Annotated in this window: 16 protein-coding genes; 3 read left to right on the forward strand and 13 right to left on the reverse strand. The window is 48.4% G+C overall.

Going from position 1 to position 15,811, the window contains the following annotated elements:
* Nucleotides 1-22 precede the first annotated feature (22 nt).
* The 4 genes from DW965_RS04375 to DW965_RS19670 form a co-directional block, all read right to left on the reverse strand.
* Nucleotides 23-352, reverse strand: coding sequence for a hypothetical protein (locus DW965_RS04375; protein ID WP_119198074.1), 330 nt, complete (start codon nucleotides 350-352; stop codon nucleotides 23-25).
* Nucleotides 328-1,461: an ATP-binding protein gene (locus DW965_RS04380; RefSeq protein ID WP_119198075.1), complete on the reverse strand. Its 1,134-nt coding sequence runs from the start codon at nucleotides 1,459-1,461 to the stop codon at nucleotides 328-330. Before DW965_RS04380 ends, DW965_RS04375 begins: the two co-directional genes overlap by 25 nt.
* 87 nt (nucleotides 1,462-1,548) lie before the next feature.
* The gene (locus DW965_RS04385) at nucleotides 1,549-2,244 is read right to left on the reverse strand and encodes a VWA-like domain-containing protein (protein ID WP_243036373.1); all 696 of its coding nucleotides are present in this window, start codon (nucleotides 2,242-2,244) and stop codon (nucleotides 1,549-1,551) included.
* Nucleotides 2,133-3,020 (reverse strand): hypothetical protein, encoded by an 888-nt coding sequence (locus DW965_RS19670; protein WP_243036375.1) that lies wholly within the window; start codon nucleotides 3,018-3,020, stop codon nucleotides 2,133-2,135. Before DW965_RS19670 ends, DW965_RS04385 begins: the two co-directional genes overlap by 112 nt.
* A gap of 327 nt (nucleotides 3,021-3,347) precedes the next feature.
* Between DW965_RS19670 and DW965_RS04395 the strand changes: the two genes are divergently transcribed.
* Entirely contained in the window at nucleotides 3,348-3,887 is a 540-nt protein-coding gene (locus DW965_RS04395; protein ID WP_199681629.1) for an FKBP-type peptidyl-prolyl cis-trans isomerase, read from the forward strand.
* 118 nt (nucleotides 3,888-4,005) lie between these two features.
* On the opposite strand, the gene DW965_RS04400 is transcribed toward DW965_RS04395, so the two are convergent.
* The 9 genes from DW965_RS04400 to DW965_RS04440 form a co-directional block, all read right to left on the reverse strand.
* The gene (locus DW965_RS04400) at nucleotides 4,006-6,006 is read right to left on the reverse strand and encodes an ABC transporter permease (RefSeq protein WP_117509265.1); all 2,001 of its coding nucleotides are present in this window, start codon (nucleotides 6,004-6,006) and stop codon (nucleotides 4,006-4,008) included.
* Nucleotides 5,999-6,766 carry an ABC transporter ATP-binding protein gene (locus tag DW965_RS04405; RefSeq protein WP_055227632.1) on the reverse strand — a complete coding sequence of 256 codons (768 nt, stop codon included), beginning with the start codon at nucleotides 6,764-6,766 and terminating at the stop codon, nucleotides 5,999-6,001. Before DW965_RS04405 ends, DW965_RS04400 begins: the two co-directional genes overlap by 8 nt.
* Before the next feature lie 146 nt (nucleotides 6,767-6,912).
* Nucleotides 6,913-7,932 (reverse strand): sensor histidine kinase, encoded by a 1,020-nt coding sequence (locus DW965_RS04410; RefSeq protein ID WP_243036376.1) that lies wholly within the window; start codon nucleotides 7,930-7,932, stop codon nucleotides 6,913-6,915.
* 23 nt (nucleotides 7,933-7,955) lie between these two features.
* A complete protein-coding gene (locus DW965_RS04415) occupies nucleotides 7,956-8,627 on the reverse strand; it encodes a response regulator transcription factor (RefSeq protein ID WP_022461380.1) in 672 nt (223 codons plus the stop codon).
* Between the two features lie 135 nt (nucleotides 8,628-8,762).
* Nucleotides 8,763-9,284, reverse strand: coding sequence for a nitroreductase family protein (locus DW965_RS04420; RefSeq protein WP_022461381.1), 522 nt, complete (start codon nucleotides 9,282-9,284; stop codon nucleotides 8,763-8,765).
* A gap of 74 nt (nucleotides 9,285-9,358) precedes the next feature.
* Complete coding sequence (locus DW965_RS04425; RefSeq protein ID WP_226906373.1) at nucleotides 9,359-9,535, reverse strand: DUF6472 family protein; 177 nt, start codon at nucleotides 9,533-9,535, stop codon at nucleotides 9,359-9,361.
* A 183-nt stretch (nucleotides 9,536-9,718) separates the two neighbouring features.
* On the reverse strand, nucleotides 9,719-10,921 hold the full coding sequence (locus tag DW965_RS04430) for a class I SAM-dependent rRNA methyltransferase (RefSeq protein WP_117760780.1): 1,203 nt from the start codon (nucleotides 10,919-10,921) through the stop codon (nucleotides 9,719-9,721).
* 136 nt (nucleotides 10,922-11,057) lie between these two features.
* Nucleotides 11,058-11,966 (reverse strand): radical SAM protein, encoded by a 909-nt coding sequence (locus tag DW965_RS04435; protein WP_243036384.1) that lies wholly within the window; start codon nucleotides 11,964-11,966, stop codon nucleotides 11,058-11,060.
* A 90-nt stretch (nucleotides 11,967-12,056) separates the two neighbouring features.
* Nucleotides 12,057-12,932 carry a methionyl aminopeptidase gene (locus DW965_RS04440; RefSeq protein ID WP_022461385.1) on the reverse strand — a complete coding sequence of 292 codons (876 nt, stop codon included), beginning with the start codon at nucleotides 12,930-12,932 and terminating at the stop codon, nucleotides 12,057-12,059.
* A gap of 371 nt (nucleotides 12,933-13,303) precedes the next feature.
* On the opposite strand from DW965_RS04440, the gene DW965_RS04445 reads away from it, so the two are divergent.
* Together DW965_RS04445 and DW965_RS04450 are read left to right on the forward strand one after the other, a co-directional pair.
* A complete protein-coding gene (locus tag DW965_RS04445) occupies nucleotides 13,304-13,732 on the forward strand; it encodes a hypothetical protein (protein WP_022461386.1) in 429 nt (142 codons plus the stop codon).
* A gap of 283 nt (nucleotides 13,733-14,015) precedes the next feature.
* Nucleotides 14,016-15,779 (forward strand): Na/Pi cotransporter family protein, encoded by a 1,764-nt coding sequence (locus DW965_RS04450; RefSeq protein WP_119198079.1) that lies wholly within the window; start codon nucleotides 14,016-14,018, stop codon nucleotides 15,777-15,779.
* Nucleotides 15,780-15,811: the final 32 nt, after the last annotated feature.

Below are 15,811 nucleotides of genomic sequence, written 5' to 3' on the forward strand. Positions count from 1 at the left end.
TCCTTTCCAAAGTGGCCGCTTATCATTCGGCATCCATGCTTTTCTCAATCAAAAAGCTCCGTAACGCTGGACTTCGCGCCAGATTTGCTTCAAACAGCACCACTTCTGCTCCGCCCGGAAAGCTGTTCTGTAAAAATTCAGCGGCACGGCGGATCTGCAGTTTCACATCCTTTACTTCCTTCTCCACTTTTTCCTGTTCCAGTTCACATACCGTTTCAAAAAGCTCTTTCATCTGATCTGAATCGGTTTTGCGACATTTTTTAGCGGTCTCCTCGAGTTTTTTTAACTTTTTCAAGACCCGCGCATTCGTTTCTTCCTCGCCCTTTTTCAGCAGTCCCTGCTGTTTGCACACTGCAAATCCCTGCTCTTTCTGTTGTAGCCAGGATGCGTATGTCTCATCTTTTTTCTGCCTGCAAAGCCCGGTAAACTGGCGAAAGCACTCGGAGAGCTCCTTTGCCGTGTGCTCCTGCTTCTGGCAGCCAGATGCCTCTTTCTGAAGTGCCGCATGAAACAGAGACAACAGTACAGATCGCTCTTCTGCGGAACCATTTGCCGCCATCTTCTGTTTTTCTGCCATGATTTTCCGGAAAATGCACCGGTCAGAATCTCCTCTACACCGTAATCCTGTCCATATTTTTCGTAAATCCTGTAGTACGAGCTGAATTCCTCCGCCGTCTTTTCTTCCTGCAAATATTGTCCGATCAGTGCTTCGTCGACCGGAAAATGCAGGATTTCATAACTTTTCAGCACTGCCGACAAATCCTCCCAGCCGCGTGCTGTCACAAAACGCTTCTCATCCGCTTCCTGCGAAACAGAATAAAAATGGTCACTGTGTGCCATAAGGTACGTTGTCACGGCGCTGTGGATCTGATTTTTCTCTGCGTAGGAGAGCCAGACGGAAAGCTCGGGAAGCACCTCGATCTTCCGCACACGGTCAAGCGTTGCCACATCAAATTCCCGCACAGATTTATTATATTCCGGCGGATTTCCGGCGGCCACGATCAGCCAGTCATCCGGGATGTGCTGATTGCCAAATTTTTTGTCCTGCAAAAGCTGCAGCATTACCGGAGCGAGGGTCTCGGAGACGCAGTTAATTTCATCGAGAAAGAGGATACCCCGCTTCTTTCCGGTCTGCTCCATGCAGTCATAGATCGAGGCGATGATCTCGCTCATCGTGTATTCCGTTGTATGTACCATTTTCCCTTCGATTCCACGTGTGCAGATCTCCGGAAGGCCCATGGCACTCTGACGCGTATGGTGTGTCATCGTGTAGGCGACAAGCCCCACACCGCACTCTTCTGCGATCTGCTCCATAATTGCCGTTTTTCCGATGCCCGGCGGGCCGATCAGGAGAATGGGACGCTGCTGCCGGAGCGGAACCAGCGGAAAACCAATTTCATCTCTTGCAAAGTATGCGCGCAGGGCTTTTTCAATTGTCTCTTTTGCTTCTTGTATGTTCATATGATCTCTCTTATCTTATGCACTCTTTATGTACTCTCGAAATCTTTCTGTGTTTGATTTTGCGAGATGCTTTTTTGTCAGTTTTGTTCAAAGAGTACATTCTTCTGTCAGCAGTTTTTTTGCCCATTTTGGGACAAGATTCATTTTTTCGGTCTGTCTGACAAAGACAAATGCCGTCTCGTAATCGGGCTTTTGTTCGGGATAAATTCCGTCTCCGTCGGTAAAATAGATCAACGCTTTTAAGTTTCGGAATACATGCTGTTTCCGCAACTCTTCCACTTTCTGAAAGACAGGACGGAAATCGGTTCCGCCTCGGCCCTTGATGATAATTGTTTCACGGTAAGCTTCCCATTCTTTCGGTGAATGGATCATCGTGACATCCTGCACGAAGCTGTCGCACTGGATCAGGCAGACGTTCCATCGGGAAAAGAAGTTTTCTTTTTCTTCAAGAATGCTGCGCGTCTCACCAAGGAACTTTGCTACAATTTCTTTTTTGCACGAACCGGATGTGTCGATCGCGATAACCAGCTCTTCGAGACGGTTTCCCTCGCGCGTCTCCGGCGGCTCGATGAAAGGGAAATTTCCGTAATACATAAGCCCATAATGGTAAGCGACTGGATCGAAGCTGTCGAGATCCAGCTCCATTTCCTCGCGGGTAACGGTAAAGCGTTTCAGGAAGCGGCGGTAATCGTACGCTCTTTTTTCGATCCCGGACAGGGTTTCTTTTTTTCCACCACGGTTCTGGCCTCGCCGCAGGCCGCCGGTGCCGTAGTTTTCCGCCAACTTGCGGGAAGCACGTTTCCAGACTGATTGAAAAGACTCGATAAGTTCCGGTTCTTTTCCCGGCACCAGCCATGAACCGGAGACTGTTTTTCTTTTTCCGGCATCAGCCATGAAACCGGGGGCTGTTCTTTTTTTTCCGGCTCCGGTGTTTCTTTCCCAAACCGGCGGATGCATTCCAGCAGCAGGTGCTGATAGCCTTCCTTGAGGAACGATGAATTTTCGGCACACATGCAGAGTACAAAATCGGAGTTAAAATATATCGTATGACCGTCGGATGTGATGGCTTTTGTCCTGTCGGATGGCTGATGCTGAAAGAAAAGAATCGCTTCACCAAGTTCCGGGTACAGCCAGCAGAGGTTTTTGCGGGCTTCTTCGAAAAGCCGGAGCGCCAGCGCTTCTTTTTCTTTTGTGGGCTTTTCTTTTTGAAACGCAGCTTCTGTTTTTCTGCTTTCCGTATTCTCCTGCATCGGATCCTGTGAGCTCCGGTTCAGGAGAATGCGGAAGGCCTGCCATTTCTGCTGGTCGGCAGCAAGGTTGAGAAAACGTTTTCGGTCTGCATCGGACAGCCATCCGGTCTGCAGAATACGTTCCAGCTTTGAAAAATCATCCTCACGAATCAGCATTTCGACAGCGGGACGAATGCGTTTCCGCAGGTATGCGGTATATGCGGCTCGCTGTTCTTCCGGAAGATCCTGCGATTCACAAAAGCTGGAAAGTGCAGCCCGGAGGCGCTGCTGTTCGGATGTCGTCGTTCTGAAACTACTCCAGTCATCCATTTTATTCACTCCCTTACTCGCCGCGTTTTCTCACTTGTACTCAATCTTACGCTGCCGCGTAAGCGACATTCGTCGTTCGCCAACTGAAAATAAATTTTCATTTGGCTCACTTGCACTCAATCTTACGCTGCCGCGTAAGCAACATTCGTCGTTCGCCAACTGAAAATAAATTTTCATTTGGCTCACTTGCACTCATTATATCGTCATTTTTGAGCATTGACAATGTTGGATCGTGTTATTTTTTTCACACTTTTACCATATTTTTATGATATACTTGATATTATAAAATACGATTGCAGTCGTAAAAGTGCAAAGGAGATCCTTTTTATGAACAAAGAAAACAGAAAAGCTGCCAAGGAACGGCGTGCCAAAGAGCGGGAGCACGAAGCGAAAGTAGCGCATTACAAAAAGATCTGGAGCTGGGCCGGACCGGCTCTGATTGTCGTTGTGATCGTCGGCCTTATTATTGCCAGCGTACTCGATTCCAAACGACTCTCTGTCAAAAGTGCCTCGGAGGATACCTCCACAGCCTCATCGGCCGCATCCGCCTCATCAGCCTCCACTTCGGCTTCTGCCTCTTTGCAGACCGACACTTCCCTTACCATCGAGGACGGTGATACCGTCAATATCGACTATGTCGGCTCCATTGACGGCGTGGAATTTGAAGGTGGAAACACAAAAGGAAACGGCGCTGATCTTGTGATCGGCTCCCACACTTACATCGATGACTTTGAAGAACAGCTCATCGGCCATCACCCGGGCGACAGCGTAGATGTAACCGTCACTTTCCCGGAAGACTATGGAAAAGACGAACTCAATGGAAAGGAAGCTCTTTTCAAAGTTACCATCAACGGCATTTATAAATAGAACAACCAAAAAGACATCCCCAGCAGATTTTCCGTCTGCGCCGGATGTCTTTTTCTTATTATTTTTTTGTTAAGTTTTTTTCAAAGGCGCTTCGATGTATTAAAAAAAGTACATCTTCTTATTCCACAATTTTGTAATACGCCCGCGCCGTCAGCACATAGACGATCAGGTAAACCACGGCAAACGCCGCAATCGTAATCGCTGTTGCAGCCAGGAACAGATTGCTGTCCGGGAAATTCAGCATTGCCATGATACGCCTGGTCAATGGAAACGCTACCATTGTATGCACCACGGCCACCGCGAGCGGCAGGAAAAAGACCGTTACCACCTGTGACTGAATCGTCTGACGGATTTCTTTGCGGCTCATGCCGACCTTCTGCATAATCTGGAACCGTTTTCGGTCATCGAAGCCTTCTGAAACCTGCTTGTAATAGATAATCATAACAGCACCCATCAAAAACAGCGCGCCGACGAAAACACCTAAAAACAGAAGTGAACCATACAGACTGTAAACCGTATTGCGCTCTTTTTCGCGCACTTCCACCCATCCGTTAAAAGATGATTCCGTCAGTATCGTCTCAATCTCATCTCCAACTGTGATCTGTTCGCCAGCATCCCCGATAAGATCCAGAGCATATTCCCAACTGTATCCTTCTGGCTCCTTTCCCTGCACAGCCGCATACGCTTCCTTTGCTTCATGGTTCCGCGTCACCACCGTCATTGTCTCATACACCTGCGTCTTCTCATCCAGAATGTACGATTTTTTATCGGTATTCCATTTTTTTACTTCATACATCTGATTTCCCAGTTCAATCGTGTCATATCCATAATTTTTCTGTTTTGCCTGAAAAACCAGAGCCTGCCCTGGTTCCAGCTCTACCTGTTCGCCGGTTACCTGATTGTACTCCGACTCTTCCATGATTTTTATCAGTGTGCTCGCCGCAGCATCATCTGACTGTGTTTTTTCTACTTTGTTTCTATCTACAGCAGCAAGCATAACATAGTATCTCTGATCACTTTCATACTTTTTTCTGAGCTGCTTTTCTTCCAGATGCTGATCAATCCCAGTTTTCACTTCCTCTATCATCTTCTGACTGACCGGCTCCACCGTCTTCATAATGCCGCTCACGCCAGTATTTGCTTCGATCGAAATCTGATGTGGAAACCGCGTATAGGTAACCTCCTCAATTCCCGTCCACAGACATGTGCTGATGGAGATAACCAGAAGCACACCCGTTGACAGAATACAGATATTCGCAAGACCGACCGCATTTTGCTTCATGCGGTACAGCATGCCCGAAATGCTTGTAAAATGGCGTGTCTGGTAATAGTAATTCTTGTTTTTCTTCAGAATTTTCAAAAATGCAATACTTCCAGCAGAAAACAGGCAGTACGTTCCCACCATAACCAAAGCGATTGCATTAAAAAACTTATCAAGTGCATCCATCGAGGATTGGCAGGTCAGAGCCAGATAATAGCCAACACCAAGAAGCATGAATCCAAGAACCGCCGTCAAAAGCTTCGTTTTCGGTTCCCGCTCACCCTGCGCGCCGCCGTGCAGCAGTTCGACCGGCTGTGAGACGTGGATCTGGCGAAGGCTTAAGAGAAAATTGATCACAAAAGTCAGGCCGAACAGCAGCATCGTACTTCCCACGGCTTTTGCACTGAACGCAAAACCAATTGTTCCGTTCAGTCCGGTCAGCTTCATCAGCACCAGAAACAGCAGGCGGTACAGCAACACACCGAGCAGAATACCGATTCCAAGCGATGCCGCCCACAGATACAGACTCTCAAAAAAGAGGATCTTCGCCAGATGCTTTTTCTCCATGCCGAGAATCTGGAACAGACCGAACTCTTTTTTTCTTCTTTTTGCCAGAAAACTGTTGCTGTAGATCAGAAAAATCACCGCGAACAGGCCAATGATATAGGTTCCCATCCCCATCACTGTCAGGATCGTATCTTTTCCGATCATGGAATCAAAGCCACTTCCCTGCGCCAGTGTATCCATGATAAAAAACATCACCACCGTGCCGATGCATGACAGCAGATACGGAAGAATATTCTGACGGTTTTTGCTCAAATTTGTTTTTGCCAGTCTGGCATACAGCAGATTATTCATCCCGTTCACCACCCGTCGCAAGAATTGTCAGCGTATCGGAGATCTTCTGATACATCTCATCGCGCCCTAAAGAACCGCGATACAGCTGGTGGAAGACCTCGCCGTCCTTAATGAACAGCACACGTTTCGCCGAGCAGGCCGCCTTCACACTGTGCGTTACCATAACAATCGTCTGGCCCTCCTCGTTGATCTCCCCGAACAGTTTCATGAGGCCATCCGCTGCATGGGAATCGAGCGCGCCGGAAGGCTCATCCGCAAGAACCAGCTCCGGATTGGTAATCAGCGCACGCGCAACGGCTGCACGCTGCTTCTGTCCGCCGGACACCTCATATGGGTATTTATTGAGGACCTGGGTGATGCCGAGTTTTTTCGCAATCGGCTCTGCCCGAAGACTCATCTCCTCGTATTTTTTTCCTTCCAGCACGAGCGGCAGATAAATGTTGTCACGCAGGGAAAAGGTATCGAGCAGGTTGAAGTCCTGGAACACGAAGCCTAAGTTTTCGCGGCGGAATCCGGCAATCTCCTTCTCTTTTAATTCGCCGAGATTCTTTCCATTTAACCGCACCTGTCCGCCAGTTGGCTTGTCTAGTGCTGCGAGCAGATTCAGAAGCGTCGTTTTTCCGCTTCCCGATTCGCCCATGATTGCAACAAATTCGCCCCGTTCCACTGTAAAATTAACGTCTTTCAACGCTTCCACCCGGTTGCTGCCAAGGCGCGTGGTATATGTTTTTTTCAGATGTTCTACTTCCAGAATTGCCATGTCACATTTTCCTTTCTGTCTGAACTGTTTTCTTAATTGACAAGGCTTATTATACCCGTCCGCGCCCTCTTCTGCCTTAGGATCATCTTACAAAAAGACCGGCAACCTTACATTTCTGTAAGATTCCCGGCGAAGCTCTCTATGTACTACAGAGATACGGTATCCAGCCCAAGATACACCTTCGTTCCCACTCCCATCTCCGACTCGATGCGGATGGTATGCGAAAGTTTCTCCATGATCTGGCGGCACAGATACAGTCCGATGCCCGTTGACCGCTTGTCTGCGCGGCCGTTGCAGCCCGTGTAGCCTTTTTCGAAAATCCGCGGCAGATCCTCCGGCGCAATGCCGATGCCGGTGTCCTCAATCACCAGCGTTTTTGGTGCATCCGGTGACAGATAGATGTGAATACTGCCACTTTTCGTGTATTTCAGCGCATTTGACAGAATCTGCTCCAGCACAAAGACGAGCCATTTTTCATCTGTCAGCACCTCGCAGTGCACCGGCTCGTAGGAAAGGATAATTTTCCGGCGGATAAAAAGCGGGGCATATTTCCGCACAGCCTGGCGGATCAGCGCATCCAAATCGTACCTTGCAAAGACAAGATCCGATGTCATTTTTTCCATGCGCAGGTACTGCAGCGCCATCTGCACATACTGCTCCGTTTGGAAAAGTTCGCTCTGCATTTCACGCGAAAGCGGCGTATCCTCCTCCTGCAGAAGCAGCCGCATCGCCGCAATCGGCGTTTTGATCTGATGGGTCCACATCGTGTAATACTCCATCATATCGCGGTATTTCTGCTCCATCTTAATCTGTTCTTCCTGAAACTGCCGCTCGTAGGATGCGATGATCTGCTGGTAATCCCGCGCCAGAAGCCCGTCCGCCTCCGGAAGCGCTTCTGTTTTGCCCTGCGGTTCGGCGGCAAGGAGTGCTAAGACCAGATGATGTTTCCGGTACTTCCCATAATGAAAGCAAAAACCTGCGGCTCCGGCAGCAGCCATCAGCACGATCATATAAACGGTGACATCCTGCGGCACATTGCGCAGAAAACAGAGGAGTGAAAATACTCCTATAAAAGCGGCAATCCGCACGGCCGATGCAAGATGCTCTTTCAAATACCAGTTAAGAAGCATAAACTCCTGCCGGATTCCCTCTTTCTGTTGTTCCATCCTTTTCTCCTGTTCTGCTTCCGTCATGCGATCAGGTAGCCGACACCCTTTTTCGTCTGGATAAAGTCTGTAAGTCCTGCCTCCTCCAGTTTTTTCCGCAGGCGCGTGACGTTGACGGTCAGCGTGTTGTCATCTATAAAGCTGTCCGACTCCCACAGATGCATCATCAGCATATCGCGGCTGACGGCTTTTCCTTTATTTTCGAGAAGGGACTGCAGAATGCGCCACTCATTTTTTGTCAGCTCAATCCGCTTTCCCCGGTAATTCAGCACACCACTTCCCGTATCGAGCATGGCACCGCGGTGCTCGAGGAAATTCGTTTCTCCGGCAAATTCGTAGGTGCGGCGGAGCATCGCCTGGACTTTGGCGGTCAGGACACTTAAATCAAACGGCTTCGCGATAAAGTCATCGCCGCCCATATTAACGGCCATAATGATGTTCATGTTGTCCGATGCAGAAGAAAGAAAAATTACCGGCACTTTCGAGACTTTTCGAATCTCCTGGCACCAGTGAAATCCGTTAAAAAAGGGAAGATGAATGTCCATCAGCACTAATTGCGGATTTTTCACGGCAAATTCGGCGAGAACGCCGGAAAAATCCTGTACGCAGAACGCATCCATGCCCCAGGAAACCAGGCTCTGCTGCACGGCGCGGGCGATGACTTCATCATCTTCTACAATCATAATTCGATACATGGCTGTTCCTCTGTTGTCTCTAGCAAAGCGGATATTCGCAATCCGCTTCGCTACTTGCTTGATTCCGTTAAAAATATGGACTCCGGGCGGGTGTTTTCAACGCACAGCCGCTCCCGGAGCCGTTTTCGCAGATGATTATACTCTTACAATGTAATCTGCTTTTCTTTCTTTTGCCTCCGGGTACTCGCAGTCACGATAACCGAGGATGCAGTGGCCGATGCCAACGTAATTTTCGGAAAGTCCCCACTCTTTTAAGAGAGCTTTTCCCTCCGGGCTTGCAAACTCTTCTTTTGCACGATGGATCCAGCAGGAATCCACACCAACGGCATGTGCTGCCAGCATCAGATTTCCCATGACAAGAGAGCCGTCCTCCACATAAGTTCCGCGCTCCGGGTCAGCAAGCACGATCAGAACGGTCGGAGCGCCGTAGAACGGATCGGATGTTGTACCCATAACAGCCGCATTCATTTTCGAAAGCTTTGCAATCAGCTCCGGTTTCTGTACCACAACAATCACCGGCGACTGTTTTCCCATGCCGGTTGCCGCATACGTTCCAGCCTCCAGAATCGCATCGAGCTGCTCATCCGTAATCTGCTCCGCTTTGTATTTGCGGATGCTTCTTCTTGTTTTGATTGCATTTAATACTTCGTTGTTCATGGTAAAAATCCTCCTGTTCTTTTTTTGTTTTTATCGCAAACGCCGCAGCTTTGTATACCGGACGCATTGCCTGCCTACATCTGTTTCCGCACAATCCGATACTCGTCGCCGAGCTGGTAGTACGGACAGTTGTAAAATTTATCCTGCAGAAAACGTGCCATCTCATCCTCATCGAGATCCACCTCGCAGGTGTAGCACTCATAATCCTCATCATACACAAAATTGCCACACGACTCACAGCTTGTGGCCATCTGGCGGGAGTGCTTTTTCTTTTGTGCATGGGGTGTTGGTTCTGTCATATGGTAATTCCTCCCATTTTTTACACCATTTTCGTATCAAATTACACCATTTTACGATATTTACGGTACTTTTTCACTTTTCCAAGAAAACCCGGGAAGCCGCATAAACACTGGGATTTCGGGGCTTTTTACTTCTTATTTTTCATCCACAACCTGGAAGATATAAAATTTCAGGTAATAGGACTCATCCGCCGCCCACAGAATTGGATGATCCGGGGCCTGGGTGCGGTATTCTACCTGACGAAGGCGTTTGTGGACGTTGTGAGCCGCCTGGTTGATGGTTTTCGTGAAGAGTTCGTAGTCCATAAAGTGGGAACACGAACAGGTGCACAGATAGCCGCCGTCTTTGACCAGTTTCATGCCGCGCAGATTGATTTCACGATATCCCTTGATTGCGTTTTTGATGGAGTTTCTTGATTTTGTGAAGGCCGGCGGGTCAAGGATAACGACGTCGAATTTTTCTCCCTCTTTTTCAAGACGCGGCAACAGTTCAAAGACATCCTCGCACACGAAAGATGCTACGTTTTCCAGACCATTTAAGGATGCGTTTTTCCGTGCCTGCTCTACGCCGAGCTCTGATGCATCAACGCCGATAACTTCCTTTGCTCCTGCATATGCCGCATTCAGTGCAAACGATCCGGTATGGGTAAAGCAGTCGAGCACTCTCGCGTCCTTGCAGAGCTTCTGCACAGCCAGACGGTTGTATTTCTGATCCAGGAAGAAACCAGTTTTCTGGCCGTCCTTGACATCGACGAGATAGTGGACACCATTCTCGACGATTTCCACGCTGGTGTCAAACGGCTCGGAGAGAAATCCTTTCACACGCTCCATGCCCTCCTGCTCACGCACTTTTGCATCACTTCGCTCAAACACGCCGCGGATCTTAACCCCGTCAGCCGCCAGAACCTCCTCCAACAGGCGGATAATCGTCATTTTCATTTTGTCGATACCAAGTGCCAGTGACTGAACGACCAGCACATCGGAGAATTTATCCACTACGAGTCCCGGCAGGAAGTCTGCCTCGCCAAAGATCAGGCGGCAGCTTGATGTGTCTGTCACTTTTTTGCGGTATTCCCAGGCATCCTGCACTCTTTTTCTCAAAAATGCTTCATCGATTTCCTGGTCGATATTTCTTGTCATCATACGGATGCGGATTTTGGAATGCTCGTTGATAAAACCTCGTCCCATCGGATATCCGTCGAAGTCGCGCACCAGCACGATATCTCCGTTTTCATATGCTCCTAAAATCGAAGCGATCTCATTATCAAAAATCCAGGCTCCGCCCTGCTTTAAGGCGCGGCCCTCTCCTTTTTTCAGTGTTACAACTGCGTTGCTCAAAAGTTTTTCCTCCTTAAAACAATATAGTTAGTCATATCTAATCATAGACAAATGTGTTTTGCTTGCATTCTCAAAACCGCGCTTCCAGCGCTTTTTGCTGCTGCACAGCTCCTTTTTGCACGAGTGAACTATAACGTCAGATTCCTCTTCCGTCAAACTTCGGAATGAAGCTCTCCTCGGCCACCGGGCCTTCCTGTAAAAAGGCGTTGGTGACGCCGAGGGAAAACGTATAGTCCAGCAGACGCTCATACTCCCGCTTTGTCGTTTTCCGGTTCAGCGGACTTATGTTTTCCACCTGCGGAAGCGGCGTGTACTGGCTCATGAGGCTCAGCCAGACGGTATCGCCGTACGTCTCATAGACGTATTTTACCACAGCTTTTGCATTTTTTACAGCACCGGGCAGCAATAAATGGCGCACAATCACACCTTTTTTCATCAGACCATTCTCATCGAATACAGCCCTGCCCGTCTGACGCACCATTTCCGCCAGCGCCCGTTTTGCTGTTTCCGGGTAATCTTCTGCCCGCGAGTACGCTTTTGCAAGCGAGGGAACCATATATTTAAAATCCGTCAGGTAAATATCGATCAGCCCATCAAGGGCCTGCAGGGCTTCCACGCTCTCATACCCACCGCAGTTATAGACAATCGGTACGGTAAGTCCCTTCTCTTTCGCCAGAAGAAGTGCTTCCCGGATCTGCAGCACGTAGTGGCTCGGCGTCACGAGATTGATGTTATTCGCATTCTGCGCCTGCAGCTCCAGAAAAATATCCGAAAGCCGCCCGATCGAAATCACTTTTCCGCTCTCCATCTCCGCAATATGATGGTTCTGACAGTAAACACACCGCAGATTACATCCGGAAAAGAAAACCGTCCCCGACCCCGTCGTCCCGGAAATACACGGCTCCTCCCAGAAATGCAGTGCAGCCCGCGCCGCCGCAACCCCGGAGGGCGCCTTACAATATCCCGTCTTTCCATGCTCCCGGTCCGCTCCGCACTTCCGCGGACAAACCCGGCACCGGCTCATCTCCTGTTCCAAATCCAGCATAATATTTCTCCCTTTTCTCTTTAGAAAAAAGCCGTGTCTCCGGAAAATAGTTTCTTCCACAGACACAGCTTTTGTATTTCTATGCGTCAATTAATATGCCAGAATTTCATATCCATCTTCTGTTACCGCAACCGTAACCTCCCACTGGGCTGACGGTGCGCCGTCTTCGGTGTAGACAGTCCAGTCGTTGTCGGAGTCGATGAAAATTTCATCGGTTCCGAGATTGATCATAGGCTCAATGGTGAATACCATGCCCGGCACGAGCAGCATTCCGGTATCTCGTCTTGTGACATAGCTGACGAACGGATCCTCGTGAAACTCCAGACCGACGCCATGGCCACCGATGTCACGGACAACTTTATAGCCCTGGCTCTGGGCAAATTCATTGATCACCGCGCCGACATTGCCAAGCCGGTTAAACGGACGTACTTCGGAGAGTCCGAGCTGTACGGCTTTTAACGTATCTTCCACCAGCTTCTTTGAAACATCGTCTACCTCACCGATACAGAACATACGGGAAGAGTCGGAAAAATATCCCTTGTAAATGGTAGAAACATCAACATTGATGATATCTCCGTCCTGCAGAATTTCCTCTTCGTTCGGAATTCCATGGCATACCGCATCGTTGATGGAGGTACACACGCTCTTCGGAAATCCCTCATAGTTCAGCGGTGCTGCAATTCCGCCGAGTTCTTTTGTCTTTTCTGCGACCAGACGGTCGATATCTTCCGTACTCATGCCTGCATGAATGTTTTCGGCCACATAATCCAGAACTGCAATATTGACAAGACCGCTTTCACGAATCCCATCGATCTGATCAGGTCTTTTGATAATTTTCTTCGGCGGAATTTTCCATCCCTTTAATTTATAAGAATTGATTTTCTCATCCAGCGCCAGATGGCAGTCTTTGTACTTCTTCCCGCTGCCGCACCAGCAGGGATCATTTCTTCCAATTTTTTTCAGCATAATGTTCTATCCTCTTTCTGAACGCGGAACGACAGATCCGATTTTCTGTCTCCCGCTGAAATTCATATAACTCCTCTACTACTTTACCACACTCCGGCAAAACTGCAAGCAAAAGTTCCCAAATGAATAACTCTCTCAAAAGAGACCATCTGCCCAGATGACAGATCCCGTTTCTCCCAGAATCCCAATCGCCGACTCCGGCCCGTAATGCACCATATCTTTTGTGGTCAGCAAATGCCAGCCTCCTTTCCTGTCGCTGCCGAAATATGGATTCCAGGTAAAATTACAATTCAAATCAGGTATATTTGCCCCGATTTCCGGCAATACTTTTTCATGAAACCACCAAAGAAAGTAAGAAAGGAAGATGCACGATGAGTGGAGATGCAGAGCTTTTAAACTTTATTTACCAGAACTCCCAGATGGGTGTCGACACGATCCGGCAGCTCATTGGAGTCGTTGAGGACAAAGACTTAAAAGAACATCTGAAAACCCAGTTTCAGGGCTATGAGGAATTTCATCAGGCGGCAAAGGAGCTGCTGAATGAACACGGCTACGATGAAAAAGGCCTTGGCATAATGGAAAAAGCACGCACGTATTTTATGATAAACCTGCAGACTATGACGGATCCGTCCGTCTCACACATTGCCAGCATGCTGATTACCGGAAGCAGCATGGGCATCGTCGAGGCAATCCAGAAGTACCGCCAGTATGAGGACGCGGATCCCAAAATCCGGGATCTGATGGATAAGCTGCGAAAATTTGAAGAATACAACATGGAAAAGTTAAAAGATTTCTTATGAAAATCATATTCAGCCAAACTACCCGCATCTGCAGATCCTGCGAGTGGCAGCTTCTTTCGGATGCAAAGGAATCGAGAAACGATCCGGTACCGGCACAAAACAGTGCCGCACCGGATTTTGAGTTGTTTTGACCGTTTTACAAACTTTACATACATTTAACACAAAACTGTTTTTAGATGTGTTATCTTCTAAATGTAGGTTTTTTCTCGAGTAAGACCTGCAAAACGTGTATCTATTGTTAAAACCACGAAAAGAAAAAGAAAATTACGTAAAGGGAGAAATTATGGACATTTTTGGAGTGTTATCCTTTGTCGGTGGCCTTGCCATGTTCTTATACGGCATGAGTGCCATGGGCGATGGCCTGACCAAACTTTCCGGCGGTAAACTGGAATACCTGCTGGAAAAGCTGACATCAAAGCGGATTATGGCAGTTCTTTTAGGTGCCGGTGTTACCGCAGTTATCCAGTCCTCTTCTGCAACTACTGTTATGGTTGTCGGATTCGTAAACTCCGGCATCATGAAGCTGAACCAGGCAGTCGGCATCATCATGGGCGCCAATATCGGTACCACCATCACTTCCTGGATCTTAAGTCTTACCGGCATTCAGGGCGACAATGTATTCATTAAAATGCTGAACCCGTCGTCCTTTTCCCCCATTCTTGCAATCATCGGCGTTTTTATGCTGATGCTGGCAAAGAGCGATAAAAAGAAAAATGTCGGTACCCTGTTAACCGGTTTTTCCATTCTGATGTTTGGTATGCACACCATGAGCAGCGCTGTATCACCGCTCGCAGATGTACCGGAATTCACGGGACTTCTCGTAAAATTCTCAATTCCGGTGCTCGGTGTTCTTGCCGGAACCATTCTGACCGCCGTGATCCAGAGTTCCTCTGCTTCTGTCGGTATTCTCCAGGCACTCTGCGCAACCGGTTCCGTCAGCTACGCCGTAGCGATCCCTATCATCATGGGACAGAATATCGGTACATGTATCACCGCATTGCTCTCCTCCATCGGTACAAGCCGCAATGCACGCCGTACCGCAATGGTTCACCTTTATTTTAACATTATCGGTACTGTTCTTTTCCTGGTTCTCTTCTATGGAATCAATGCCTTTGTACATTTTCCATTCCTGGAAACCTCGGCAAATGCAGCCGGCATCGCAATCGTTCACTCCGGCTTCAATATTTTCGCAACACTGATCCTGTTCCCGTTTGCAGACGGACTGGTCAAACTTGCGAAACTGACCATTCCGGACGGACCGGAAGAAAAAGCAGACGAAGCTGTTCAGATGCTCGATACCCGTTTCCTCGACAGCCCGGCTTTTGCTCTGCAGCAGTGTAAAGTTGCAGCCGCAAAAATGGCAGAACTGACCGAAACCGGCCTTGTTACTTCTGTTGACCTGATGGCCTCCTACAACGAGGCGGATGCGGAAAATGTAGATATTCTTGAGAAAAAGGTGGATCATTTTGAAGATGCCCTCGGCACATATCTGGTGAAGCTTTCCAGCGAAAAGCTTTCCCCGAAGGACAGCCAGACACTTTCCATGATTCTGCACTGCATCGGCGATTTCGAACGAATTTCCGATCACACCGTCAACATCATGAAAGCTTCAAGAGAGATGCATGACAAGAACCTGCAGTTCTCTTCTGATGGAGCCGCAGAGCTTGCTGTTTATGGAAAAGCAGTCAAAGATATTGTCAGCCTGACCTTCTCCGTTTTCAATAATGAAGATGTAAAAAAAGCAAATGAAGTGGAACCACTCGAGCAGGTGATTGACAGCCTGAATTCCAGCCTGAAGAACCACCACATCGAACGGCTCCAGAGTGGAAAATGCACGATCGAGCTTGGTTTTATCCTTTCCGATGTGATGACCGACTTCGAACGGATTTCCGACCACTGCTCCAACATTGCCGTCTGCGTCAGCCAGATCCACAGCGGATCCTTTGATACACATGAGTATCTGCATGCATTAAAGAAAGAAGAAGAATTTGAGACAGAATATAAAGAGCTGAAAAAACAGTATCAGCTGCCAACGCTGAAAGCCTAAAAACAGACTGTACTGTAACCATAAGCTGTACA

Source organism: Blautia sp. AM47-4, from assembly GCF_003479865.1.
GTDB classification, from domain to species: Bacteria; Bacillota; Clostridia; order Lachnospirales; family Lachnospiraceae; genus Fusicatenibacter; species Fusicatenibacter saccharivorans.

What these genes read in the sequence shown, in the direction of transcription:
- DW965_RS04380 (WP_119198075.1), bottom strand. Translation starts at nt 1,461, where the DNA reads ATGAACATACAAGAAGCAAAAGAGACAATTGAAAAAGCCCTGCGCGCA.
- DW965_RS19670 (WP_243036375.1), bottom strand. Translation starts at nt 3,020, where the DNA reads ATGGATGACTGGAGTAGTTTCAGAACGACGACATCCGAACAGCAGCGC.
- DW965_RS04415 (WP_022461380.1), bottom strand. Translation starts at nt 8,627, where the DNA reads ATGTATCGAATTATGATTGTAGAAGATGATGAAGTCATCGCCCGCGCC.
- DW965_RS04445 (WP_022461386.1), top strand. Translation starts at nt 13,304, where the DNA reads ATGAGTGGAGATGCAGAGCTTTTAAACTTTATTTACCAGAACTCCCAG.
- DW965_RS04405 (WP_055227632.1), bottom strand. Translation starts at nt 6,766, where the DNA reads ATGGCAATTCTGGAAGTAGAACATCTGAAAAAAACATATACCACGCGC.
- DW965_RS04400 (WP_117509265.1), bottom strand. Translation starts at nt 6,006, where the DNA reads ATGAATAATCTGCTGTATGCCAGACTGGCAAAAACAAATTTGAGCAAA.
- DW965_RS04435 (WP_243036384.1), bottom strand. Translation starts at nt 11,966, where the DNA reads ATGCTGGATTTGGAACAGGAGATGAGCCGGTGCCGGGTTTGTCCGCGG.
- DW965_RS04440 (WP_022461385.1), bottom strand. Translation starts at nt 12,932, where the DNA reads ATGCTGAAAAAAATTGGAAGAAATGATCCCTGCTGGTGCGGCAGCGGG.
- DW965_RS04395 (WP_199681629.1), top strand. Translation starts at nt 3,348, where the DNA reads ATGAACAAAGAAAACAGAAAAGCTGCCAAGGAACGGCGTGCCAAAGAG.
- DW965_RS04410 (WP_243036376.1), bottom strand. Translation starts at nt 7,932, where the DNA reads ATGGAACAACAGAAAGAGGGAATCCGGCAGGAGTTTATGCTTCTTAAC.
- DW965_RS04420 (WP_022461381.1), bottom strand. Translation starts at nt 9,284, where the DNA reads ATGAACAACGAAGTATTAAATGCAATCAAAACAAGAAGAAGCATCCGC.
- DW965_RS04450 (WP_119198079.1), top strand. Translation starts at nt 14,016, where the DNA reads ATGGACATTTTTGGAGTGTTATCCTTTGTCGGTGGCCTTGCCATGTTC.
- DW965_RS04425 (WP_226906373.1), bottom strand. Translation starts at nt 9,535, where the DNA reads ATGGCCACAAGCTGTGAGTCGTGTGGCAATTTTGTGTATGATGAGGAT.